The 23,463-nt window shown below is 60.8% G+C and carries 19 protein-coding genes and 1 pseudogene; 6 read left to right on the forward strand and 14 right to left on the reverse strand.

Translation table 11 applies throughout. The annotated features are described in order from the left end of the window. Positions 1-47: 47 nt before the first annotated feature. The 13 genes and pseudogenes from AC3IQ7_RS06930 to AC3IQ7_RS06990 all read right to left on the reverse strand — a co-directional run bounded on the left by AC3IQ7_RS06930 (position 48) and on the right by AC3IQ7_RS06990 (position 14,360). Positions 48-437: a VOC family protein gene (locus AC3IQ7_RS06930; protein WP_489208697.1), complete on the reverse strand. Its 390-nt coding sequence runs from the start codon at positions 435-437 to the stop codon at positions 48-50. 337 nt (positions 438-774) lie between these two features. Next, complete coding sequence (locus tag AC3IQ7_RS06935; protein WP_489208698.1) at positions 775-1,200, reverse strand: hypothetical protein; 426 nt, start codon at positions 1,198-1,200, stop codon at positions 775-777. 403 nt (positions 1,201-1,603) lie between these two features. Then, positions 1,604-2,083, reverse strand: coding sequence for a hypothetical protein (locus tag AC3IQ7_RS06940; protein WP_489208699.1), 480 nt, complete (start codon positions 2,081-2,083; stop codon positions 1,604-1,606). Beyond that, positions 2,080-4,440 (reverse strand): RHS repeat-associated core domain-containing protein, encoded by a 2,361-nt coding sequence (locus AC3IQ7_RS06945; RefSeq protein ID WP_489210403.1) that lies wholly within the window; start codon positions 4,438-4,440, stop codon positions 2,080-2,082. The genes AC3IQ7_RS06940 and AC3IQ7_RS06945 overlap by 4 nt, the downstream gene beginning before the upstream one ends. Before the next feature lie 156 nt (positions 4,441-4,596). After that, positions 4,597-4,809: pseudogene (locus AC3IQ7_RS06950) on the reverse strand (hypothetical protein); the annotation flags it as partial. Between the two features lie 31 nt (positions 4,810-4,840). Further along, positions 4,841-5,749 (reverse strand): RHS repeat domain-containing protein, encoded by a 909-nt coding sequence (locus tag AC3IQ7_RS06955; RefSeq protein ID WP_489208700.1) that lies wholly within the window; start codon positions 5,747-5,749, stop codon positions 4,841-4,843. A gap of 150 nt (positions 5,750-5,899) precedes the next feature. Continuing rightward, positions 5,900-7,087: a PAAR-like domain-containing protein gene (locus tag AC3IQ7_RS06960; protein WP_489208701.1), complete on the reverse strand. Its 1,188-nt coding sequence runs from the start codon at positions 7,085-7,087 to the stop codon at positions 5,900-5,902. Beyond that, a complete protein-coding gene (locus tag AC3IQ7_RS06965) occupies positions 7,084-8,382 on the reverse strand; it encodes a DUF2169 family type VI secretion system accessory protein (RefSeq protein ID WP_489208702.1) in 1,299 nt (432 codons plus the stop codon). Before AC3IQ7_RS06965 ends, AC3IQ7_RS06960 begins: the two co-directional genes overlap by 4 nt. Positions 8,383-8,384: 2 nt before the next feature. Continuing rightward, entirely contained in the window at positions 8,385-9,056 is a 672-nt protein-coding gene (locus AC3IQ7_RS06970) for a bacteriophage T4 gp5 trimerization domain-containing protein (RefSeq protein WP_489208703.1), read from the reverse strand. Next, positions 9,050-10,528, reverse strand: coding sequence for a type VI secretion system Vgr family protein (locus AC3IQ7_RS06975; protein ID WP_489208704.1), 1,479 nt, complete (start codon positions 10,526-10,528; stop codon positions 9,050-9,052). The genes AC3IQ7_RS06970 and AC3IQ7_RS06975 overlap by 7 nt, the downstream gene beginning before the upstream one ends. Positions 10,529-10,605: 77 nt before the next feature. Continuing rightward, positions 10,606-11,652, reverse strand: coding sequence for a type VI secretion system baseplate subunit TssG (gene tssG, locus AC3IQ7_RS06980; RefSeq protein WP_489208705.1), 1,047 nt, complete (start codon positions 11,650-11,652; stop codon positions 10,606-10,608). Next, on the reverse strand, positions 11,616-13,469 hold the full coding sequence (tssF, locus tag AC3IQ7_RS06985) for a type VI secretion system baseplate subunit TssF (protein WP_489208706.1): 1,854 nt from the start codon (positions 13,467-13,469) through the stop codon (positions 11,616-11,618). The genes tssG and tssF overlap by 37 nt, the downstream gene beginning before the upstream one ends. Positions 13,470-13,547: 78 nt before the next feature. Next, the gene (locus tag AC3IQ7_RS06990; protein ID WP_489210405.1) at positions 13,548-14,360 is read right to left on the reverse strand and encodes an outer envelope protein; all 813 of its coding nucleotides are present in this window, start codon (positions 14,358-14,360) and stop codon (positions 13,548-13,550) included. Between the two features lie 440 nt (positions 14,361-14,800). On the opposite strand from AC3IQ7_RS06990, the gene AC3IQ7_RS06995 reads away from it, so the two are divergent. From AC3IQ7_RS06995 to AC3IQ7_RS07020, 6 genes are all read left to right on the forward strand, one after another. Continuing rightward, positions 14,801-16,315: an ABC transporter ATP-binding protein gene (locus tag AC3IQ7_RS06995; protein WP_489208707.1), complete on the forward strand. Its 1,515-nt coding sequence runs from the start codon at positions 14,801-14,803 to the stop codon at positions 16,313-16,315. Further along, positions 16,308-17,384, forward strand: a complete 1,077-nt coding sequence (locus AC3IQ7_RS07000) for an ABC transporter permease (RefSeq protein WP_099379496.1) — start codon at positions 16,308-16,310, stop codon at positions 17,382-17,384. Before AC3IQ7_RS06995 ends, AC3IQ7_RS07000 begins: the two co-directional genes overlap by 8 nt. Then, on the forward strand, positions 17,377-18,306 hold the full coding sequence (locus tag AC3IQ7_RS07005) for an ABC transporter permease (RefSeq protein WP_099379495.1): 930 nt from the start codon (positions 17,377-17,379) through the stop codon (positions 18,304-18,306). The genes AC3IQ7_RS07000 and AC3IQ7_RS07005 overlap by 8 nt, the downstream gene beginning before the upstream one ends. Positions 18,307-18,327: 21 nt before the next feature. Further along, positions 18,328-19,413 carry a BMP family ABC transporter substrate-binding protein gene (locus AC3IQ7_RS07010; RefSeq protein WP_489208708.1) on the forward strand — a complete coding sequence of 362 codons (1,086 nt, stop codon included), beginning with the start codon at positions 18,328-18,330 and terminating at the stop codon, positions 19,411-19,413. Between the two features lie 121 nt (positions 19,414-19,534). Beyond that, positions 19,535-20,371, forward strand: coding sequence for an HDOD domain-containing protein (locus tag AC3IQ7_RS07015; RefSeq protein ID WP_489208709.1), 837 nt, complete (start codon positions 19,535-19,537; stop codon positions 20,369-20,371). Positions 20,372-20,508: 137 nt separating this feature from the next. Further along, on the forward strand, positions 20,509-22,137 hold the full coding sequence (locus AC3IQ7_RS07020) for a M28 family peptidase (RefSeq protein ID WP_489208710.1): 1,629 nt from the start codon (positions 20,509-20,511) through the stop codon (positions 22,135-22,137). A gap of 46 nt (positions 22,138-22,183) precedes the next feature. On the opposite strand, the gene AC3IQ7_RS07025 is transcribed toward AC3IQ7_RS07020, so the two are convergent. Further along, the gene (locus tag AC3IQ7_RS07025) at positions 22,184-23,404 is read right to left on the reverse strand and encodes an MFS transporter (RefSeq protein WP_489208711.1); all 1,221 of its coding nucleotides are present in this window, start codon (positions 23,402-23,404) and stop codon (positions 22,184-22,186) included. Positions 23,405-23,463: the final 59 nt, after the last annotated feature.

A 23,463-nucleotide genomic window follows, 5' to 3' on the forward strand; every position in this document is an offset into this window, starting at 1 on the left:
TATGCGAAATTTTGAATGAGGTATCTCGTACGAATTATTGCAATGATTCAGCACGGTTCGTAGAGGCAAATATTGTTCCCCATCGGATCTTCGACGTTCAGAAAACTTGCGTAGGGAGTCTCTACGTAACTGATGAAAAAAGCAGTTTTGTCCAGTCGCTCCTTGAGCGTGTCAATATTTTTCGTTGGTAAAGTGAATAGATTGAGCGTGCCACCTTTGCTACCTACGCGATGTGCTTGCTCAATGTTTGAAGGAGGCATGAATTCTATTGAGAATTTTATGTTGGACTCGTGCGCCATTGTCAGGCGGCGACTGGTGCCTGAATCACACTGAATGATGCTATCCATCGTAATAAAGAATCCGAGATTGTCAATGTAAAATTCTTTTGCTTCGTCAAAATTAAGGCAAAGTATTCCTATATTGATTGTGTTTAACATGTGATTTTTTCTGGACTTCATGGTTGTTTCTTGGAAGAGAGGATAAATACGAAAAAATTATTTTCAAATTACATAAACCAGGATTTTATTATGAGTAAAAAATTTTCACACGCTTCATGTTCCTCTTTGAAAACGCGAAGCCTTGTCTTTATTCCTCTTTCATAGTAAAAAACTTCCCAATGTCCATTTTTTTCTCTGATGCACAGACTCTCATCCTGAGCCGGATCGCCAATCGAGAATGCATTTGATGGAATTTTTGAAGTTAACATCTCTTGTGCCGTATCTGAAATATTCATGCACATAGTTAGCTGAAAGTTAGCCGAATTTAACAGTGGTGTTATTGATAGGCACAAAAAACTGATGTGGTGTGATTGTGCGGGTCATGACATGCATCTATTTCCCCCCCCAAAGGCCCTGATTGCGGCAGCGTGATACCAAACTCATCTAAAAACCATCGTCTCAATCTTCTTGTATATTTTCCTTCGGGTTTAGACTGAAAACCATCCATGCAATTTTCCGGACCAAAATCCCAGTATTTTATGGGTCCATCATCTTTCTCAAAAAAACAAATAACGATTATTTTCAATTTTTTTCGTTTGAAACTTGTTTTGTAGGCGATTACCTCCGCCTCATACTTTATCCATACTTCCCAGCCTTGATCCATCGAGTGTAGATTTTTTCTTTTCATTCCTCTAAATAGAATGATCGATTCGTTTGCAGAAAAATATCCATCTTTAAATTTAATATCACGAATTATATCCATTGTCAATAATTTTAATTTTGTGAAATTTTATCAGTTTCTTATTTTCATCAATCAGGTTTATCTTATAGTTTTCTGATTGGGCATAAAAGTAAGCGGAGAAGAAACTTGGATTTATAAAAATGCAAAAAACATATTTCCAACTCTTTTCCTCTGAATTTTCATTGATCAGTAGATTTATTATTTCTGGCGTTATTAGTTTGGTATTCCAAACCTCCGATAGCTTAATTTTAATATCATTTCCATTTTTAATTTCAAAATTCATACTTGACAAAAATTTCTTATGTGGATAAATAAGAATTTTCATTTTATTCGTCTGATTTCTTGGAGGATGAAAATAATGCATATTGCACAATGGAAATATTTACGAATTTTGAATTTTCTATAATGGAGAATTTTAACTCAATTAATCTTTGTTGGTCTGAATGCCACAATTCCAGGATATTCCAATTGACGTCGTAGCTGATTGAATTGATGCTGAAGCCGAGATATTTCCCCATGGGAAATTAAATGCGGAGAACGTCTTTTTTATCTCATCAGGATCTTTTCCCAAGACTTCAGCAAGTAATTTGGTCAGACTTTTTTTGTCGGCTATTAATTGGTTTTCTGTTGTGTCATATCCATATTTTTTTGTGTTTCCTCCATCCCACGATAGCCAAACACTCGTCATGCAATAATTTTCAAAAATAAAATTTATTCCAAATTCAAATTCATTTAATTTTCCGCACGTTGATAAGCTATGTACATAGGTGTTTGTTTGATTTTTTTCTATTTCAATGGTATTTTCTTCCGCAGTTTTGGTGAATTCATATTCGTTAAGTGGTGCAATTATGACGCCGCTTAATAGGAGGTAACCGTTTTTTTTGTCAAAGGATATTTTTTTCATTTTTTTAGAGAAATTATTTTCCCAGTGTCAATTAATTTTTTTTTGTCTCTATTTTCTAAAAATAATTGTTGCGCACCTCCCGCTCCAAAATTTGGGTTATTTCTTGATATTCCCTCTGCCATGCAAGTATCTTCTTTTAATATGTAGACATGAAGTTTTGTACGCATGGGACGAACCCCTTTATGCTTGGAATTATCAGCATGTGCTACCTGTACCGCATCGTTGAATTTTCTCGCCTCAGCATTTGCTAAAACTGCATCCGCCTTGGAGAAGTAATTTCCCGGTGCAGGTCCATGTGGATACAAAGTAAATAACACAGTTCCCTTTTTTACGACAACATTACTATATATATCTTGACCTAAATATGGAAAATTAAGAGGACCTTGCCAGTTTTTTGCTTCACTAGCCGGATCACGACCTGTACATGCGTTACAAATCAGATTTTTAGGACAATTTTTGGCATTTTTCGCCAGTCCTAATGGATCAATCCACAAAATCGGGCTTGGCGCGTATTGATAGCTGTTCAGTCCACCAAGCAAGCCAACCGGATCTTGCGTCACGTACCTAGCTACATCCGGATCATAGTAGCGATACCGGTTGTAAAACAGTCCAGTCTCTTGATTCTCATACTGCCCCTGAAACCGCAGCGGCTGCTCAATTTCTCCCTCGACGTGCAGCAAACGCCCCCAGGCCTTGTAGCGCCCGCTCCAGACCACGTTCCCTTGCGCATCCGTCAGTTCGCGCGGCGTGCCCAGGTGGTCGCAGTGGCAGTGGGTGATGCGGTCGTCTGCAGCCGCGTCATCGGCTGCCGCTTGGGTACCTTGCCATACCGATACCTGCAGCGCTTCGGTGTCCGCCTGTTCTTGCGTAATGGCTGCCTGGAGTTCGGTATCGTGCCGGGTGGCAGGTAAATCCCATTGCGCGACGCGCGGCAGGTGGACGGCGCTTGCCTGGCGACAGGCTGGCGAACCGATCCTGGCTAGCGGCACGAAGCTGTCCGGCTCGTACAGGTATGTGACCGTCTCGTCGCGCCCAAGTTCCTGCGCCAGCGTGTCGCCATCCCAGACGAAGAACGTGCTGCTGCTACCGCAGTGGGCGGGCTGGTCTTTGGTGATGTCCTGCTGCTTGCTCCAGCGTGCTTCCTCGACGCGTTTGGCGATGCGGCGGCTGAAGGCGTCATAAAAATAGCGGGTGCGGTGGCGCGATTGGCGCTCCGTTCGGGTGGCATGGCTGAGGCGGTTTTCGGCGTCGTATTCAAGCGCCAGGTCGCTCCAGCTCGACTCCCTGCCCGGCGGATGGAAGCGCTTGGCGGTGGCATTGCCTTGTTCGTCGTAGTCGTATTCGGTATTGCCGTAGCGTTTCAGTACGTTGCCGGAGGCGGGAGCCTTGTCGACCAGATTGCCCGCCGGATCGAAGGCGAAGTGTTCGGCCAGGCCCGGTTGCACGGCGGACAGCAGCTGGCCGACCGGGTCATAGGCGTAACTCAGTTTGCCGAGCGGGCCGGCAGCGGAAGCTCCCGTTTGCACGATGGTGCACAAGTTGCCCTGCGCATCGTAGTCGAAGCATCGCTCGCGCACGGTGGCGGGCGCATCGGCGCCGCGTGCCAGGGTCAGTTGGATGAGGCGCGATTGCGGGTCGTATTGGCGCGTGGCCAGCAAGCCGCTGTTGCCCAGCTGCCGCTGTTTTTCGCGGTGCAGCTTGTCGCGCTCGACATCGACCACGGCCTTGCCTTGCCACAGCACGCCATGCCAGTGGCCGGAGCCGTAGCGCAAGGTGTCGATGCGGCGCCCGTTCGGCAAGATGGTCTGGATGCGGTTGCCCAGTTCGTCATAAGAGTGCGTCATGACGAAGCTGGCGTCCGGCGCGCGCGGGGCGTTTGGCAGTCTGGCCGCTTCGGGCAGCGCTTGCAAAAAGCAGGCGCTGCGTTCCTCGATCAGCTGGCCCACGGCATCGTGGAAGAAACGCTGTTCGGCTTGCGGCGCGGATACGGCTGTCAGCCGGCCCAGCGCATCGTAGGCGTAGCGCACCACGCCATCCGCCGTGGTCTTGGCGCTCAGCAAGCCGAGCGCGTCGCGCAGCAACTGCGTGCGCTGGCTGCCGCACTCGGTGGCGCTCAGGTTGCCGGTCTGGTCATAACTGTATTGCGTGCGTTTGCCGTCGAATCCCGTTTCCGACGCCAGCCAGCCTTCCGCATGATACGCGAGCCGGTAGCTTTCGCCCTTGGCGTTGATCAATTCCGTCAGTTGCAGCGCGCCATCGTAGCGATACTGCAAGGTCTGGCCGATGGCGTCCGTGCGCTCCACGGGCAAGCCCTGGCCGTTGTAGCGATAGCGCGTCTGCTGGCCGGCGCCATCCACGTGCAAGACCAGATTGCCATCCCCATCGTAGGCGTATTGCTCCCGTGTTTGATCGGGCGCCGTGAGGCGGATCAGCCGGCCCAGCGCGTCATACTCGTAGCGGGTGGCATGGCCCAGCGCATCGCGGGTTGCCTCCAGCCGCCCCAGTGCATCGTATTGGTATTCGCTGGTGTGGCCGGAGCAATCCGTGTAGCTGGTCAGCCAGCCCTGGCGGTTGTACTGGAAATGTTTGCTGCCGCCCCTGGCGTCGATCAGTTCCACGAGCTGGCCGCGCTGGTCGTAGCGGTAGCGCGTGACATGGCCCAAGGCATCCGTGATGCTGACGGGGCGGTCAGCCGCATCGTAGTCGCGCAAGGTGGTGTTGCCCAGCGCATCCGTGAAGGCGACGGGCTGGTTCTGGCTATCGTATGCGACGCTGCTGCTGTGTCCCTTGGCATCGGTGCTGCGTCAGGTTGCCGGCCGCATCGTAGGCATAGCGCGTGGCGGCGCCGTTGGCATCGATATCGGCCAGCAGCATGCCATCGCGGTCCCATACGCGCCGGCCCAGCGAGGCGGCCTTGCCGTTGATCACGCGGCGCACTTCGGTGACCAGCCAGTTGGCGTCAAATGTGTATTCGAGGACGCCGCCGTTTTCCATGACGCGGCTGGTGTCGTTGTCCACGTAATCGATGCGCGTGTGCTCGCTGCCATCGCACGCCCGGGTAGCGGTGCCACGCGCCTGGTAGCTGTTGGCCACGGTGATTGGATAGTGCTGCGCCAGTTCCTGCTGGCTCAACGGTGATCCGCTCCAGCGGGCGCGCAGGGCGTCCAGGCTGATCCATTCCAGTTCGTAGCTAAAACCCGTGTAGCTGCTGCATGAGGTGAGGAGCTGGTGACGATAGGTGTAGTGGCGCGTGTTGCCCAGCGCATTCGACTGGCTGACCAGGTTGTAGCGGGGCGCGAACGGCGGCTGCGTTTCGTTTGTTTCGGCCGCGTATTGGTAGCGGACGTGGCAGAGTCGGCTGCCGTCCGCCAGCACTTCGTCAACCCGGCCGATGCTGAAGGACTGTTCTGCCTCCGCGCGCATGGCTTCGAGCACGCTGCCATCGTCGCTGCGCAGGCGCAACAGCACTTCGCCCGGCCTGGCATCGATCAAGCGCTCGATGCTGACGCCGCGTCCATCGCGCGCTTCGCTACGCACGAGTGCAAAGCGCCGCATGGCGACGGGCGCGGACGGGGCCAACATGGCGTTGACGCCGTCGTAGCCGTGCGGCAGCCAGCCGCCCTCAGCGCGCGCGTAGCGGTCGCTGCTGCCGTCGCGCCACAGCAAAGTGAAGGTGTCGGCGCCGTCGCGCGTGAGCGTAAAACCTTCCTTGCGGTTGTCGTGCTGCTGGCCCGGTTCCAGGCCAGGCAGGCGCAGGGCGCGGCCGCTGTCGTCGTGGTAGACGATGCCGGCATCGCATAGCGACAGGCTGGTGGTTTAGGGCGTGGACCAGCGGGCGCCCAGCAAGCCCCAGTCTTCGCATTCGGCGCCGGAGCGGTAGCAGCGCGTCCAGGCGATGGGGATGCTGCGTTCGAGCGCGAAATCCGTCTGGTACAGGATTTCCTGGCCCGTGCCGAAATGCACGGGCTTGCGGCCCTTGACGGGTTTTTTCGCGGGGCCGCTATCCTTGGGGCAGCAGTCGGACGGTGCTTCCGATTTCGGCTCTTTCTTGCCGCGGCTCTTGCCGTCGTCGCCGCCGTTTTTCGGGGGTGGTTTGTCGAGTTTTGGGGGCAGCTGGTCCGGTTTTTTGCCGACCAGCTTTTCCTTGACCTTGTTGATGGTTGGCGCCGTTTTCTTGCCGAGGAACTTGCTCAGTATTTTCCCGCCAGGAACCTTGCTGAAGGCCGCCGCTTGCAATAAGTTGCCTACGATATTCATGCCGATGTCGGCGGCAGTGTTGAGCAAATCAGGTGTCTTGCCTGTCAAGATGTAGTCGGCCGCCTGGTCGAGCACCGTGGCCGATGCTTCCATTGCCGTGCCTGTTGCAACGGTCGCCGTGCCGGCCACAGCGCCCGTTGCCGCCCCCGCTTCCATCGCGGCGGCAACGGGGGCGCCGACTCCCGTTGCCGCAACGCCCACCCCGGCGACTCCCAGCACAGCGCTGCCTGTCAAGACGGTGCCGCCCGCGTCCACCAGATCTTCGGCGGCGCCATGCATTTTCTTCGACCCATGATCCTTGTAATCCTGTGCCGCTTCCCGTATCGCCGCCTTCAGTTCCTTGAGCAAGGGCTTGGCCGCTTCTCCGCCCCGTTCATAAATCTTGCCCACGGTATTGCGTGAATTCATCCATACTTCGCGCCCCATCTGCACCAGGCTGGCGCCGTTGGCGCGGTGGATGCTGCTGGCGACCTTGGTGTCGACCTGCTTGCCGACGGTGCCGCTCTTGACGCCGCCCGCCTTGCCGGCCGCGTCGCCTTTGACGGTGGGAATGATGCTGCGCTGGTGCAGGATGACGGGCTCGCTGTGTGATTTGACGTTGGGCGAGGCATTCTGCGCTTCCGCAAATTCGCCGGTGATGCTGTAGGGAATAGGGGGCGTGCTGGAGCCGACGGGCGTCTTGCAAATGTCGGGGCTGAGGCTGACGCAATAGAAACGCGCCGATTTGGTGACGGTTTCATTCGTCATGGTTTCTTGCCTTGCCCGGCGGCTTCGCTGAGCGCTTCCTGCGCCTGTTCCAGCAGTTCGATGCGGGCGATTTGCGCCGGTTCCATCAGGTGCAGCAGGCGCGACGCGACCTGGCCCGCGTCGGCCGGCACGATGGCGCGCCACACCAGTTCCACAGTGGCCGTCTCGGGATCGAGCAGCACCGTATCGATGGCCAGGCGCCAGACGAGCAACTGGTCGTTCTTGTCCGCCAGCAGCAGGCACAGCACTTGTCGCGGCAGGGCGAAGCGCAGCACGGTGTTGCCGCGCGGGTCGATGCGGGCCGACGGGTGGTCGTGGCGACACAGATTGGTCAAGGTGAATTGTTCCAGTCCCGCCAGGTACGGGCATTGCTGGTCGGGTGGCGTGCTGTTCCAGTACGCGAAATCGAAGTCTTCCGGCAGGGCCGGGATCTCGTCGGCATCCCATTTATCCTTGACGACGATGCTGCCGGCCAGCGCGCGGCGCGGCAGCCAGCCACGGCCGACAGCGGCCAGCCCCGCCGGCGCGGGAAGTTCCTTGCCGCCCGCGCCTTGCCAGAACTGGTCGGCCGTGCATGGCTGCGACGGCTGCGCAATGCGGGGCGCGGGCACCTCATTGATGTGTTGCGCATCCAGGTACCAGTGGCGCGCAAAACCGCGTCCCAAGGGATTGGCCTGGCAAGAGTCGTGCGCCGCCGCGTTGCAGTCATCGGCCTCGATGCGGCATTGCCCGCCATATGCGTGGGCATAGTGCAGCGGCAATTGCAGGAACGCTTCCGGCGCCGACAACTGCCAGGGGTTGGGCCGCAGCAGGCCCACGGTGGCGATGCGGGCACAGCCTTGCGCCAGGTGCGTGAGGACGGCTTTCTTGCGGAAGGCGCGCTCGCCACTCACTTGCAGGGTCTTGTCGATCAGGGTCTTCTTTTCCGATCGCACCTTCAGGTTGACGAGAAATTGCGGCATCACCTGCCCGCGCGGCGCGTGCGCCACGCCATTGACGATCACGTCGCAGCGCGGTTTGTAGGGCGCGAAGTCACTCTCCTGTAGCGTGCCCGCCTGCGTGTCGCCGTCCAGGTACCGGTCTTCCGTGGCCAGCGGAGATTGCCGTGCCATGGGCAGCAGGCTGGCCAGGCCGTCCGCGCCGCAGGGGCCGAGCGTGTAGCCCATGCGCGCCACCACCACATGAAAGGCCTGGCCAAACTGGTCGACCATGTCGAACTGGCTGGCCGCGTGCGGCGTGCGGTTGTCGAACAGCAGGTTGGGGATGTTGAAATGGGCTGAGCCGGCGTCGTTCATCGTCAGCCCGGATTGTTGTCGATGTCGTCGCCATGGATCTGCACCTTCGACCTGCCGCGGATGATGATTTCATCGGCAACCAGTTCGATGCGTCCCGGCGTGATGGTGATGCTGGACGTGCCTACCGTCATCGTGTGCGAATCGGTGGCCGTGAGCGTGCTGTCGGCGCCGACGATGACGCTTTTCGTCAGTCCGACTTGCTCGGCCTGCGCCAGCACCACGGTGGTGTTCATGGCGCCGATGACGGTGGTCTGATAGGCGGCGCCGATGGTCAGCACCTTGGCCAGGCCGATCGTTTCGTCCTTGGCCAGTGTCACCCGTTCCGAACGGTGGCCGTCGATCTGCACCTGCTCGTTGCCGCCCACGTGTTCGCGGCGGTTGTCGCCGATGTCGATGTGTTCGTCATGGTCGACGCGCTCGCAGCGGTTGTTGTGCACGGTGATGTCTTCATCGTGATCCACCGTTTCCGTGCGGTCTCGCTTGACGTGCACGATTTCATCGCGGTCGATGGTTTTGCGCCGGTCGTTGCCGACCCAGTGCGATTCGTCATGCTCGACTTCGATGCGCTGGTCTTTTTCTGCATGCAGCCACAGCTCTTCCGCGTCCTTTCGGTCTTCGAAGCGCAAGGCGTTGGCGTGTGCGGCGGAACCTTTTTTTGAGGAGCGGCTCAGCATCCCGCTCTGCGTCTTGTTGGCCGGTAAATCCCACGGCGGCATATTGCGCGCGTTTTGTAGACGCAGCCGATGATGAGGGGCAAGGCGACGTTGCCGTCGAGAAATTGGACGGCCACTTCCATGCCCACCCGGGGCAGGCTGATGTGGCCGAAATTCGGGCCGGCCCAATTCGATATCACACGTATCCACGGCGAACTCCTGTCGTCGAAGGTGCCCAGGCGGTCCCAGTGGAATTGCACTTTCACTCGTCCATAACCGTCCGTGTGAATTTCCTCGCCGGGCGGCCCGACGACGGTGGCCGTCTGCACGCCATAGATCTTCGGTTCGCGGCTATGAAAATTGCGTCCCGGACGCCAGGGGATGGCGCGGGAGATGCAGGTAAACGTGTTGCTGTAGTGCGAGGTGGCGCCGTGTCCTTGCTGGTAGTTGTTGCTGGCGTAGTGGTGCACGGACAGGATCAGGTATTCGCCGGCGGCGTTGTCGAAATGTCCGCCCAGGGTGAACCAGCGCCCTGGTTGCGCCGTGCGGTCATTGCCTTGCGCTTCGAACAGCTGCCCCTGAGCGTCGCGTTCTTCCATGCGGCGCTGGGCCAGCGCTTCGCCATCGTCGATGTTCTTGAAACCGTAGCTGCCCGTGTTTTCATAAATTTCCAGCGAGGGTACGGCTCCCTGTTTGTTCAAGGAATCGCGGCTGGCGCGGGCGCTGCGTGGATTTTTAAAGTTGAAGCTGGCCACCGTCATCTGGCTTGGCGCCATGCGCCGCACCATGCTCCACTGGTGCACGCCATCGTCTTCCCGGGAGCCGGCCTGGTGCTGGAAGGGGATTTCGCTCAGATCGCCATCGATGGGCTTGCCGGTGGTGCTGTCGTCGGACAGCCACAAGGTGTGGCCGTCAAGGCGGTGTTCGTAGCGGTAGTGCCAGCCCAGTTGCTCCCAGTGGCGGTGCAGCAGGTTGTGGTCACTCTCGTTGTGCTGGCACGTGTAGGTGATGGCGGGATCGGCTCCGCTGGCGGCCAGCTTGTAGTCGCGCATCAGGTAATCATCGAAGACCTTGTCCGTCAGCGCCGCCACCGTCAAGCCGTGGAAGGCGACATTGTTTTGCCGCAAGTGCAGGTGCGACAGCCACGGTTCCAGCACCATTTCATAGAACGCGAAACCGCCATCCGTGCGCAGGAAGCGGAACTCGAAGACATAGCCATTGAAGTAGCGCAAGGTGCCGTCTTCGCGCACCAGTTCGATGCTCACCATCTTGCCCATCACGTTGTCGAGGGCGATGCTGGCATCGTCGGACAGCATTTCCACCACATAGGAAAAGTCGCGCGACAGGCTTTCGCTGGCGGACAGGCTGTTGGCGAGGAAGCGGATGCCGGCGGGGCCGTCGCCATGCGGAAAGCGCAGGCGCAGCAGGCGCTGACCCTGCATGTCGCCCGTCAATGCCGCCCATGCCGTCGTCGTATCGGGGAACTCGCTCATCGCGCATCGCTTCACGGTAGGGATCGTTGGCCGACTGTAGCAATAGCGAACACAAGCGTTTTGCGCAGCCGCAAGGATCAATCGTTGAATGAGGGCATCAAGTGCATTTCGTAATGTTTGTCATCGCGGTGGCGCGGCGTTGCAGCATCGCCAAGGAAACTGTTGCAGCCGAGGCCGCCTTGTGGCGCTGCCGTCAACGTCGTCCCTTGCACATCGCTGGCGCGCAGCACCAGCACGATGTCGTAGCGCACGAGCGGCTGGCCGAACAGCATCAGCATGTGCCGCAGCGCCTGGCTGCCAGCGGCGCGCGGCAGGAAGCTGGCGTGCTGCTTGGCAGTGAGCGGACCGAGGCGCAGGCGCACGGCCAGGTCGGGGCGGCGGCAGCGCTCGCCGACGGTGGCGCGCTGGCCCAGCACGGCATTGGCCATGCCCAGCGCCGTCTGTTCGCGCGGCGCCAGCACGTCCATGGCTCCCGTCGCCTCGTCGATATGGCAGGGCACGCCGAAGTGGTCGGCAAGGATGCGCGCCATGACGATGGACGAGAGGTTGCGCTGCTGCAGCAAGCCGCTGTACAGGCCGGCGGCGGCCTCGTCCTGGCCCTGGCCCGGCTGGCATGCGGCCAGAGCCAGCAGGCGCGACAGGAAGTCCCCGCTGTGGCCGGCTTGCTCGACGCGGTATTTTTGCCAGGCCTGATAAAACAGGGCCACGGCGCGGCTGGAAAACAGGTCGAGAAAGGCGCGCGGGCCGGTGTCGCGTGCGCTGTGCTGGTGCGCGGCGATGCGCTCCGAATAGTGGCTGGGCAAGCTGCCCTGGCAACCCAGCAGACCCATGAAGGTGGGCGTGAGGTGGATGTGCTGGCCGTGGCCGGACAGCAGCGCCAGCCGCAGGGCATCGGCATCCTCGATGCCGCCGGTCGCGAGTGCTTCGACCTGGCTGGCGGGAAAGCGCAGCGAGACGCTATTGTCGAAGCGTATGTGCTTTGCCAACGCCGTGTGCTCGTCGATGCCGTGTTCGGCCAGCCACGCCAGCAGCAGGCGCAGCGCCTGGAAGCACTCGAAGCGCTGCGGCGCGTCGAGCAATTGCTGGATCACGCTGGGGTGGCGTCGGCGCTGCGTTCCGGGCATCGCAGGAGTTCCTCGCCGCTGCGGTGCGACAGCAGCGTCAGTTGGCTAAAACAGTTGAGTTGGCTGTTCAGGGCGAAATAGCGCTGCAGCACCTGGGCGAAAATATGGATGCTGCAGCCGACGAAGGCTTGTTCGTCAATGCCCAGTCGGATGGCGATGCCGGGCATCAGGGTGGGAAACGGCACGGTGGGCATCCACGCGCGCGTGCTGCCGTGTTCGAGCGTGACGATGCCGTGGATCAGGCGCTGCGTGGTGGGCGAGCGGGGCAGGTCGTACAGGCTGAGCATTTTCTGGAATTCGGCCAGGCCCGCTTGCGTCAGGCTGGAGTAATTGAGCGACAGGTGCGCAATCAGGCGCCAGTGCGTGTCCGCCAGGAAACTCAGGCTGGGCGTGGGCTTGCGCAGGAAGCGCGCGGGGATGCCGTCGGGCACGTCTTCGGCCAGCAGGTCGCCACGGGGCAAGCCGTAATGCAACTGCGTGGGCAAGTCGCGGTTGCTGCACAGCAGCTGCGTCGAGACGGTGGCGCAGGCCGCGCTGCCTGGTGAAAACTGCGGGTCGATCAGGCTCAGCCGCATTTCATGGCCGGGGCTGATGGCCGCCACGGCTTCGTCGCGGCGCGCCAGCCAGTATTGACCATGCTCCTGGCCCTGTTCTACCTGAGAACCCTGCAGCGAGGCATACAGCGGCAAGAAAGTGCTGAGGCGCTCGCCGGCCTGGTCCTTGCGCACCACGGTGACGCTCTCGATGTTGTGGATGTCGTAGGCAAACGCATGCGTGGCATCGGCCACCAGCGCGTAGTCGGGCTCGGTATGCGTGAGACGGATCGGCACGCCGGACTTGGCGAACAGGTTGACGACGGGCGTGCAGCCGAGCAAGAGATTATCGGGGCTGACGCCGGACAAGAGCCGCGCCTCGTGGCTGTCGCTGCGCACGCCCATGAGCGGCAGGTGCAAGGTGAACTGGCGGCACTGTTTTGGCAGCAGGGCGGCCAGCAGGGACCACGCGATATCGATGAAATGGAATTTTTCCGGAAACGCAAAGTACTCGGTCAGCAGGCGCAGGGCCGGGTGCGAGCGGGCGGAAATGGGGATCAGCGCCTCGTCCTCCACATAGCCGGCCGGCGCCAGCACGGTGCCGTCGACGGCCAGCCACGGGCCGTGTTCGTCCAGCGCCACGTACGCTCCCGCGCCGTGCAGGAACAGGGCGTCAAGCAGGGCCGCGCGCACCGACGGTTCGCCATCGGCAAACATGCGCAGGCTGGCAAAGCCGGACTGGTCCAGGTGGTACTGCTCGCTGCTGCTGGTGAACTGCATGCTGAGCAAGGCGCTGGCGCCGGCGGGCAGGCGCAGGCCGGGCGGCGCGTCGATGAGCGGCGAGAAATGCAGACGCGTAATGGCCAGCGGCGCCAGGGTCACGTCGTACGCGCTGGTGAACTTGCAGGCCACGCCCTGCACCGGATGCGAGCGCAGCACCGTGCCGCGCGCAATGTGCACAGGCTGGGCCAGCTGGCCGCCGCTCGGCGCTTCATCGGCGGCGATGCGCACGATGGAGCACGAGGGAAAGGGCCGCAGGTAGTGCGGGTACAGGGTTTCCAGCAAGGAGTTGGTAAATTGCGGATAGGCGTCGTCGAGGCGTTTTGACACGCGCGCCGTGAGCAGGGCAACAGACTGGATCAGGCGCTCGACGTGCGGGTCTTCGCACGTCTCGCCGGCGATTAGCAGGCGCCCGGCCGCCTTCGGATAGCGGCTGGAAAATTCGCGCGTGTACTGGCGGAACAGGCCCAGCTCACGCTCGTAATACGGCAGTAGTTGTTCCACGGTCGCGCTCTCCGCCAGCAGGAAAGCTTCATGCTGGCATCAGGCGCGAAGGTGGGTGTTGATGCGTAACAATGAATTTTAGAAATGGTACTCCGCGCGTATCATCGGCGTCTTCGCCGTTTGCCCCACGTTGCCCGTGGTGGCAGGCGAGTTGCCGAACTTGTTCTTCCAGTACTGGTATTCCAGGCCCACGCGGAAAGTGTTTTTTGGGCTGCCCAGGGCCGCCCCCACGTCGAACATCACTTGCATGTCGATATTCGTTTCCACGGCCGTCTTGCGGCCCACTTCATCATTGCCTTTTGAATCGATGAGGTTAAAGAAACCTTCGAACGAGAATAGCGGCGACAGGGGGATGCCCCAGGCGCCCGTCAGCATGGCGTGCGTCTTATACGTGTAGCGGCCCGTCACTTGCGAGATGGGCGGGAAGGCGCCGCTGGGAGCGTTGCTTTCGCGCAGCAACAGCAGGCTGGTGTTGAAGAAGCCGGGCACGTCCCACATCAGTGTCGGGCCGGCCACCAGCATGCGCTTGCGCGAGTTGTAGCCGACGTCATTTTTCGTGTTGACGTCGAAACCCAGGGTGACGCCGACGCCGCGCACGGGGCCGAACTTGATGTCGCTGCCGCGCACCTTGCCGATGTCGATGGTGTTGCGGTACACCAGGTACGCTTCCTGCGCGCCGGACGTCTTGCCCAGCGCGCCAGGGTCCTTGCTGTCGGAGATCAGGAAATCCAGGTTGACGAAGTTGCTGCCGTATTTGTAGCCGCTGGCGTGCGTGATGGCGAAGATGTTTTTCTTGATGTCGTCGGGATTGAACGGCTCGCGGTAGTCATTGCCGGCGCGCCAGCTCAGCGCGGTATCGCTCCATTCGGCAGCCTGGGCGGTTGCGCCCACGCCGAGGGTGGTAGTGAGGCAGAGCAACAGACACGGTATGGTTTTTGGCACTTTCGGCTCCTGATGGCGGTGTTGGGAAACGTGAAATGAAATAGCAGGGGGCGTAACCCGCACGATGCGCTGCGATGAGGCAACTTGCGCGCCGTTCAATCCATGATGCGAGAAGCGCCGCGTTGGGCGATATGTTTTATCTGCATACTTACTATCAGTTCTTGCATATAATCATCGCACCTTCTCGCCCTTGCGGGGCAAGGCGGCCGCTGTAAAGCTGATAATTTTTTTCAAAATTGTATACAGGTGTTGTTTTTTTGCGGAAATAGAAATGCGCGCCGCCACGCCATCCCCCAAGCGCTGCGGATGCCGATACGATAGAGACAAGAGCTTGAATTTCTCCACCGGCGCCAACGCCGGCGACCCTGCAGCGAGGCACGAAAGAAACAATGACGGCACGCCTGGAATTACTCGATATCAGCAAGCGCTATCCGGCCGTGGTGGCCAATGACGGCATCTGTCTCACCGTCGCGCCCGGACAAATCCACGCCGTGCTCGGTGAAAACGGCGCCGGCAAATCGACCTTGATGAAAATCATCTACGGCGCCGTGCAACCCGACGGCGGCCGCATCCGGTGGAATGGCCGCGAAGTCGAGATCGCCAACCCGTCGGCCGCGCGGGCGCTGGGCATTGCCATGGTGTTCCAGCACTTTTCCCTGTTCGACACCTTGACCGTGACGGAAAACATCGCCCTCGGTTTGCCCGCCGGCACCAACATGGCGGAGCTGGCGCAGCGCATCGAAGCGACGGCGCGCCAGTACGGCCTGGACCTGGAACCGCAGCGCCACGTGCACACGCTTTCCGTCGGTGAATGCCAGCGCGTGGAAATCGTGCGCGCCTTGCTGGCCAAGCCGCAACTGCTGATTCTCGATGAACCGACGTCCGTGCTGACGCCGGGTGCCGTGGAGAAACTGTTTACCACCTTGCGCCAGCTGGCGGCCGAAGGCTGCAGTATCCTGTACATCAGCCACAAGCTCGACGAAATCCGCGCCCTGTGCCATACGTGCACGGTGGTGCGCGCCGGCAAGAATGCGGGCGTGTGCGACCCCTCGCAAGAGTCGGCGGCCAGCCTGTCGCGCATGATGATCGGCGCCGAGCCGCCTGCCGTCACGCGCGTGGCGCGCACGCCCGGTGCGGCCATGCTGAGCGTCAAGAATTTGAACTTGCCGAAGAGCCACCCGTTCGCCACGCAATTGATCGATATCAATTTCGACGTGCGCGCTGGCGAGATCGTCGGCATCGCGGGCGTGTCCGGCAATGGCCAGCAGGAATTGCTGGCCGCCCTGTCGGGCGAGGACATGCGCGCGACCCCCGCCAGCATCGTGCTCAATGGCACGCCGGCGGGACGCTTGCCGCCAGGCCGCCGCCGCGCCCTGGGCTTCGGCTTCGTGCCGGAAGAAAGGCTGGGACGCGGCGCCGTGCCCGACATGGGGCTGGCCGACAACGTGCTGCTCAGTTTGCAGACACCGGCCACCATCCGCCACGGCTTCGTGCGGCATAACGTCATCGCGCAGCGGGCGGCCGCCATCATCGCCCGCTTCCAGGTGAAGGCGGGCGGGCCGCAGGCGCTGGCGCGCAGCCTCTCGGGCGGCAACTTGCAGAAATACATAGTCGGACGCGAAGTCATGCGCGAGCCCAGCGTGCTGGTGGTGGCGCAGCCGACCTGGGGCGTGGACGTGGGCGCGGCCGCGCAAATCCGCGCGGAATTGCTGGCGCTGCGCGACGCCGGTTGCGCGCTGCTGGTCGTGTCGGAAGAGCTCGATGAATTGTTCGACATCAGCGACCGCTTGCTGGTGATGGCGAAGGGAAAAATCTCGCCGTCCCTGGACGTGGGCGAGGCCAGCGTAGATCTCGTTGGGCAATGGATGAGCGGCCTGTGGCCGCAGGAGGCTGCCTATGGCTAAGTTTGCCTTGCGCCTGGAAGCCCGGCCGACTCCGTCGCGGCTGATGTCGTGGCTGTCGCCCGTGCTGGCCGTGCTGCTGACCGTGCTGTGCGGCGCTTTGCTGTTTATTGCGCTGGGACACGATCCGCTGGCGGGACTGGCCGTCTTCTTTGTCGAACCCTTGCGCGACGCGCACGGCTGGTCCGAGCTGGGCCTCAAGGTGGCACCGCTGCTGTTGATCGCCGTGGGCCTGGCCATCTGCTTTCGCGCCAACATCTATAACATCGGCGCGGAAGGGCAGCTGACCCTGGGCGCCATCTGCGGCGGCGCGGCCGCCCTGTACCTCGATGATGGCGTCGGTGGCGCGGCCATCATCGGCGTGTCCCTGCTGGCCGGCATGGCGGGCGGCATGGCGTGGGCGGGACTGGTGGCGTGGCTGCGCGACCGCTACAACGCCAGCGAAATCCTCGTCTCGCTGATGCTCGTCTACATCGCCCAATTGCTGCTCAGCTATCTCGTGTATGGCGTGCTGCGCGATCCGGAAGGGTTTAACTTTCCCCAGTCGAAACTGCTGTCGGACGGCTTGCTGTTGCCGATGGTGATCAGCGATACGCGCTTGCACGTGGGCATCGTGTTTGCTTTGCTGGCCTCGCTGGGCGGCTGGCTGTACTTATCCAGAAGCATTGCCGGTTTCCGCCTGCGCGTGGGCGGTATGGCGCCCGCCGCCGCCCGCTATGCGGGCTTTTCCTCGCGCAAGACTCTATGGTCGTCGCTGCTGATTTGCGGCGCCCTGTCCGGCCTGGCGGGCGCATGCGAAGTGCTGGGGCCGATGGGGCAGCTGACGCCCACGGTCTCGCCCGGCTACGGCTTTGCCGCCATCATCGTCGCCTTCGTCGGGCGCTTGCATCCCGTGGGCGTGATTTTTTCCAGCTTCGTCATGGCCCTGTTTTATATCGGAGGTGAACTGGCGCAGTCGCGCCTTGGCCTGCCCAGCGCCATCACGGGCGTATTCCAGGGCATCTTGCTGTTTGCCTTGCTCGCTTGCGACGTGCTGATCCAATACAAACTGCGCTGGAGGAAACATGGATAACCTGCTGCTCACCATCGCGCCCTTGATCGCCGCCAGCATCAATGCGGGCACGCCGCTGATGCTGGCCGCCCTCGGTTTATTGGTGAATGAAAAGGCGGGCGTGGTCAACCTGGGCGCGGAAGGCATGATGCTGGTGTCGGCCATCACGGGCTTTGCCGTGGCCGTCAACACGGGCAGTGCTACCCTGGGCTTTCTGGCGGGGGCGGGCGCCAGCATGGTGCTGTCCGGTTTCTTTGCCTGGCTGACCGTGTGGCTGGGCACGAACCAGTACGCGACGGGCCTGGCTTTATCTCTGTTCGGCGCCGGTGCCTCGACGTATATCGGCTTGAAGTATGTGGGCAACAGCTTGCAGAATGGCCGCTTCGGCATCCCTTTGCTGGAAGATATTCCCGTGCTGGGGCCGGCCCTGTTCCGCCAGCATCCGATGGTGTACTTGTCCTTGCTGCTGTGCCTGGCCATCGCCTGGTTTCTGTACCGCACGCGGGCGGGACTCGTGCTACGCGCCGTGGGCGAATCGCCCGCATCCGCGCATGCGCTCGGCTATCCCGTGCGCCCCATCCGCCTGGCGGCCGTGCTGTTCGGCGGCGCCTGCTGCGGCCTGGCCGGTGCGTTTTTATCGCTCGTGTACACGCCCCTGTGGGTCGAGGGCATGGTGGCGGGACGTGGATGGATCGCGCTGGCGTTGACGACGTTTGCCACCTGGCGCCCCGCGCGCGTGGTGGGTGGCGCCTACCTGTTTGGCGGCATCACCATTTTGACGTTTCACGCGCAGGCGCTGGGCGTACCCATCGCGTCGCAACTGCTGTCGATGCTGCCGTATGTGGCGGCCATCGTCGTGCTGGTGCTGATCTCCAGCAATGCCAATTACATCAAGCTCAACATGCCCGCTTCGTTGGGGAAAAATTTCAATCCCGGAAATTAATCACTCACCACAAGGAAAACCATGTCCAAGAAACTGTTGTGCGCCGCCGTTTGCAGTGCGGCGCTGATGCCCGCCATGCCCGTCATGGCCGCCGCTCCCGCCACTGCGCCGCTGAATGTCGGCTTTGTTTACATCAGCCCTATCGGCGACGCGGGCTGGACCACGCAGCATGATCTGGCCCGCAAGGAAATGGAAAAGGCGCTGGGCAACAAGATCACCACCAAGTATGTGGAAAACGTGCCGGAAAGCGCCGATGCGGAAAGGGTGATCCGTGACCTGGCGCAAACGGGCAGCAAGCTGGTCATCACGACCTCGTTCGGCTACATGAATCCCACCTTGAAAGTGGCGAAACAATTTCCTAATGTGAAGTTCATTCATTTGACGGGATACAAGACGGCCGTCAACGTGGCCAATACCAACGCGCGTTTCTACGAGGGCCGCTACCTGGCCGGCGTGTTGGCAGGCAAGATGAGCAAGACGCATGTGGCCGGTTATGTGGCGGCGTTTCCCATCCCGGAAGTGTTGCAGGGCGTTAACGCCTTCACGCGCGGCATGCGCAGCGTCGACCCCAAGGCGGAAGTGAAAGTGGTGTGGGTGAATAGCTGGTTCGATCCGGGCAAGGAGCGCGACGCGGCCATTACCCTGATCGGCCAGGGCGCCGACGTGGTCACCCACCACACGGACTCGACCGCAGTGGTGCAGGCGGCCGAAGAGAAGGGCAAGTATGCGATCGCCTACCACTCGGACATGAAAAAGTACGGTCCGAAGGCGCAGCTGGCCGCCGTCACCCACCATTGGGGCGACTACTATACGAAGCAGGCGCAGGCCGTGCTGGACGGCACGTGGAAAACCAGCAGCACCTGGGGCGGCATCAAGGATGGCATGGTCAAGCTGGAAGGCATCAACGCCGCCGTGCCGGCCGACGTGAAACAGTTTGTATTGGCGCGCGAGAAAGACTTGGTTGCTGGCAAGCTCAATCCTTTCAGCGCGCCGATCAAGGATAACGACGGCAAGGTGCGCCTGGACAAAGGCGTGCTGGACGATGCGGCGCTGACGAAGATGGATTATTTTGTCGAAGGCGTGGCAGGGAAAGTTTCCGGAAAGTAATAGGTTTGAGTTTGAACTTGCTGTAATATTGCCGGAAACGGGAGCCAGGCCGGGGATACATGCGCATTCCCGGCCCATCCACACAGCAGAGCCTGAACAGGCCCGTACCGGAGATTGACCCATGGATAGACTGGAAGTATTCAAGATTATCGCGCTGCAAGCGAGCAAGGGCGAGCTGACGTTCCCCGCCAACGTCAAGGCCACCTTGAAGCTGCAGGAAGCGCTGGACGACCCCGATTGCCATATCGAAGCGGCCGCCCGCATGGTCATGGCCGAGCCGCTGCTGTCGGCCCGGGTGGTGGCCTTGGCCAACTCGGCCGCCTACAACCGTTCCGGCAATGAAATCGCCAATGTGCGCGCGGCTGTCTCGCGCCTGGGTTTTGCCACATTAAAGTCGATGGTGGCGTCCGTCATCGTGCGCCAGCTGGGCAGCCAGATTACGGATCCGCAATTGCGCGCCAAGGCGGCCAGGCTGTGGGAACACACGGCCCACGTGGCCGCGCTGAGCCAGGTGATCGCGCGGAAAGTCACGCACGTGGATGTGGAAACGGCCATGTTTGCCGCCATCGTGCACGAAGTGGGCGGCTTTTATCTGCTGTCGCGCGCCGAGGAGTATCCGGGTTTGCTGGACGACAATACCGAAGACTGGATCGAATACGGCGAAAAGCTGATCGGCCGCGGCGTGCTGCGCCAGCTGCAAGTGCCGGACATGGTCTTGCAAGCCGTGGAAGGCATGTGGCATGGCGGCAGCCCGTTCCCGCCCCGCACCCTGGGCGCGACCCTGGTGCTGGCCAACGATCTGTCGCCCGTCGGTTCGCCCCTGCACCCGCCGGAAAGCGCCGCGCGGCGCCAGGCGGCGGCGAAGATCGACTTCGGCATCGGCGGCAGCACCTTGCACACCATCCTCGAGGAATCGGCCGAAGAGATCGAATCCCTGGCGGCCGCACTGCTGGTCTGAACGTTCTCCCTGCCAAATCCCCGCCCTTGCCGCGGGGATTTTTTTCGTCCGCATTTTGATCCATCTTTCCCCATGGCATACAATCGCCGGCTCGGCCATCCGCCGGACCGCTTTCCTCCTCTTACCCAAAGGATCTTATGCAGAAGCTGTTTTCTTCCCTGGCCGTCACGGCGCTCGCTTCCAGCCTGACGCTGGCGTTTTCCGCCCACGCCACGACCGGCATGCCCGTGGTGCAGGAAGCGCCCTTGCGCGCCCACCTGGCCTTCCTGTCCAACGATTTGCTGGAAGGCCGCGGCACGGGCCAACGGGGGGCTGACCTGACGGTGGCCTACCTGGAAACCCAGGCGCAGATGGCCGGCTTGAAACCCGTGCGCGGCAACAGCTACCGCCAGAGCGTGCAGATCGCCGGCGTGAAATCCTTGCCAGCCGAGAGCAGCCTGCAGGCCGTGGCGGGCGGCAAGCCCGTACCGCTGGCGTTCGGCCCGGACTGGGTCTGGGCCACGGGCGACTCCGTTGTCGCGCACACCTTCGATGCGCCACTGGTATTTGTCGGCTACGGCATCACGGCCCCGGAAGAAGGCTGGAACGATTTCAAGGGTGTCGATGTCAAAAACAAGATCGTCGTCATGATGGTCAACGACCCGCAGCCGACTGCTGCCGAACCAAACCGTTTCGCTGGCAAGGCGCTGACTTATTACGGCCGCTGGACCTACAAATTCGAGGAAGCCAAACGCCAGGGCGCGGCTGGCGTGTTGCTGATCCACACGAAACCGTCCGCATCGTACGACTGGAGCGTGGTGCAGAACAGCTGGAGCGGCAGCGAGCGCTTTCAATTGGCTGACCGCACTGCCGGCACGCCGCTGCAGGGCTGGATCGCGGAAGACGCGGCGCGCCGCCTGTTCGCTGCGGGTGGGCAGGACCTGGACGCCTTGCGCGCGCAAGCGGAAAGCAAGGACTTCAAGGCCGTTGCATTGAACGCCAAGCTGAGCGGCGAAATGAAATCGGCCGTGCGCAAGGTTGAACAGTTCAATATCGCCGGCATGGTGCCGGGCACCGACCCGACACTGAAAGAGGAAGCCGTCATCTACAGCGGCCACTGGGACCACCTGGGCAAGCAAGGGGATAGTGGCGATACAATCTACAACGGCGCCGTCGACAATGCTTCCGGCACGGCTGGCTTGCTGGCCATGGCGCAGGAAGCCGTGAAAAAACCGGCGAAGCGCACGCAGATCTTCCTGTGGTTAGCGGCCGAGGAACAAGGCTTGCTGGGCAGCGCCGCGTATGCGGCCGACCCGCTGTGGCCCCTGAACAAGACGGCTGCCGCGCTGAACCTCGATAGCTTGAACTTTGTCGGTGCCACGCACGACATCGGCGCGCAGGGCAGCGAGCGCACGGAGCTGGGCGCCATGGCAGCCACGGTGGCCAAAGCCATGGGCATGCATATCGCGCAGGCGCGTCCCGACCTGGCGGGCGGCTATTTCCGCAGCGACCATTTCAGCTTTGCCAAGGCGGGCGTGCCCGCGTTTTCCATCAATGGCGGACGCGAGTACATCAAGGACGTGGCCGCGTCGAAAGCCAAGGCGGCGGCCTACGGCCCCCGCTACCATCAAGTCACCGATGAGTACGATGCCAGCTGGGATTTGTCCGGCATGACGCAGCAGGCGCAATTTACCCTGAACCTGGGGCAAGCCGTGGCCAACGCGGCGAAGATGCCGGCCTGGAAGGCGGGTGATGCGTTTGGCAAGGCGCGCGAGCAGGCGAAGTAGGGATGAAAAAAAACCGCTCGGCCGAGCGGTTTTTTTTCGCAGTGGTTCAGGTTGAGCTTGCCCGTTCCAGTCTGCGCTGCGTGTGCCGGTACTTGCTCCACACCAGCAGCAGCAACAGCGGCATGGCGCCACCGACCATGCACAGGGCGGGCCAGCCGCCGGCGGCAAAGCTGGCGCTGGCCAGGGCCGAGCCAGCGGAGGCGCCGATGAAGCCGCCCGCGATAAAAACCGTGGTGACCCTTGCCCGCGCATGCGGCGCCAGTTTATAGATGATCGACTGGTGCGTCACTTGCAAGCCCATCACGCCCATGTCCAGCAGGACGATGCCGATCAACAGCAGCACCAGCGAATGGGCGCCAAAGCCGATCAAGGCCCAGCCCGCGATCGAGGCGACGGCCAGCAGCCAGGTGGCCTGGCGCGCATAGCCGCGGTCGGCCATGCGGCCCGCCGTATTCGCTGCAAACGCGCCCGTGGCGCCGGCCAGGCCGAACAGGCCGATCTGCATTTCCGAATAGTGATACGGCGCGCCGCTGAGCAAGAAGGTCAGGCCCGTCCAGAACACGCTGAAGGTGCCCAGGCCCAGGCCCGAGAACAGGGCGCGCTGGCGCAGCAACGGTTCCTGGCGGATGATGTCGGCCAAGGAAGCCAACAGCTTGCCGTATTGCAGCTTGCCGCGTGGCGCTTCGTTTGGCAGGATGCGGCGCAGCATGACGAGCAGGGCCGCGACGACGATGGCGGCCAGCACGTAGACGCTGCGCCAGCCGCCGCTGATCTGCGACACCGTGCCGGACACGGTACGCGCCAGCAAGATACCCAACAACAAGCCCGTCATGACGGTGCCCACCATGCGGCCCCGGCTGTGATCCGGCGCATATGAGGCCACCATGGCCGTGACAACCATTAATGCGCTGGATGTGATCCCCATCAAGACGCTGGCGATGGCAAAGACGATAATATTCTGGCTGGTAGCGGCCAGCAGCAGGGCGCCGATCTTGGCGATCAGCATCCACGTCAGCAACTGGCGGCGGTTCAGCACATCGCTGAGCGGCACCAGAAACACGATGCCCAGCACATAGCCGATCTGCGTGGCCGTGACCAGGTAGCCGGCTTGCGGCACGCTGACGCCAAACGAGGCGGCCAGCATGGAAGTGAGCGGTTGCACATAGTAAAGGCTGGCGACGAGCACGCCGGCGGACAGGGCAAACAGCAGGATGCGGGTCGACGTCAGCAGGGCGCCGGCGTCGATATTGGATGGTGCAGATTTCATGCGATGCAACTTTCTTGGAATGACGCTTTTGGATGAGCATGATAGCGGGGCTGCGCTTT

The organism is Janthinobacterium sp. GL_088 (genome assembly GCF_057837845.1).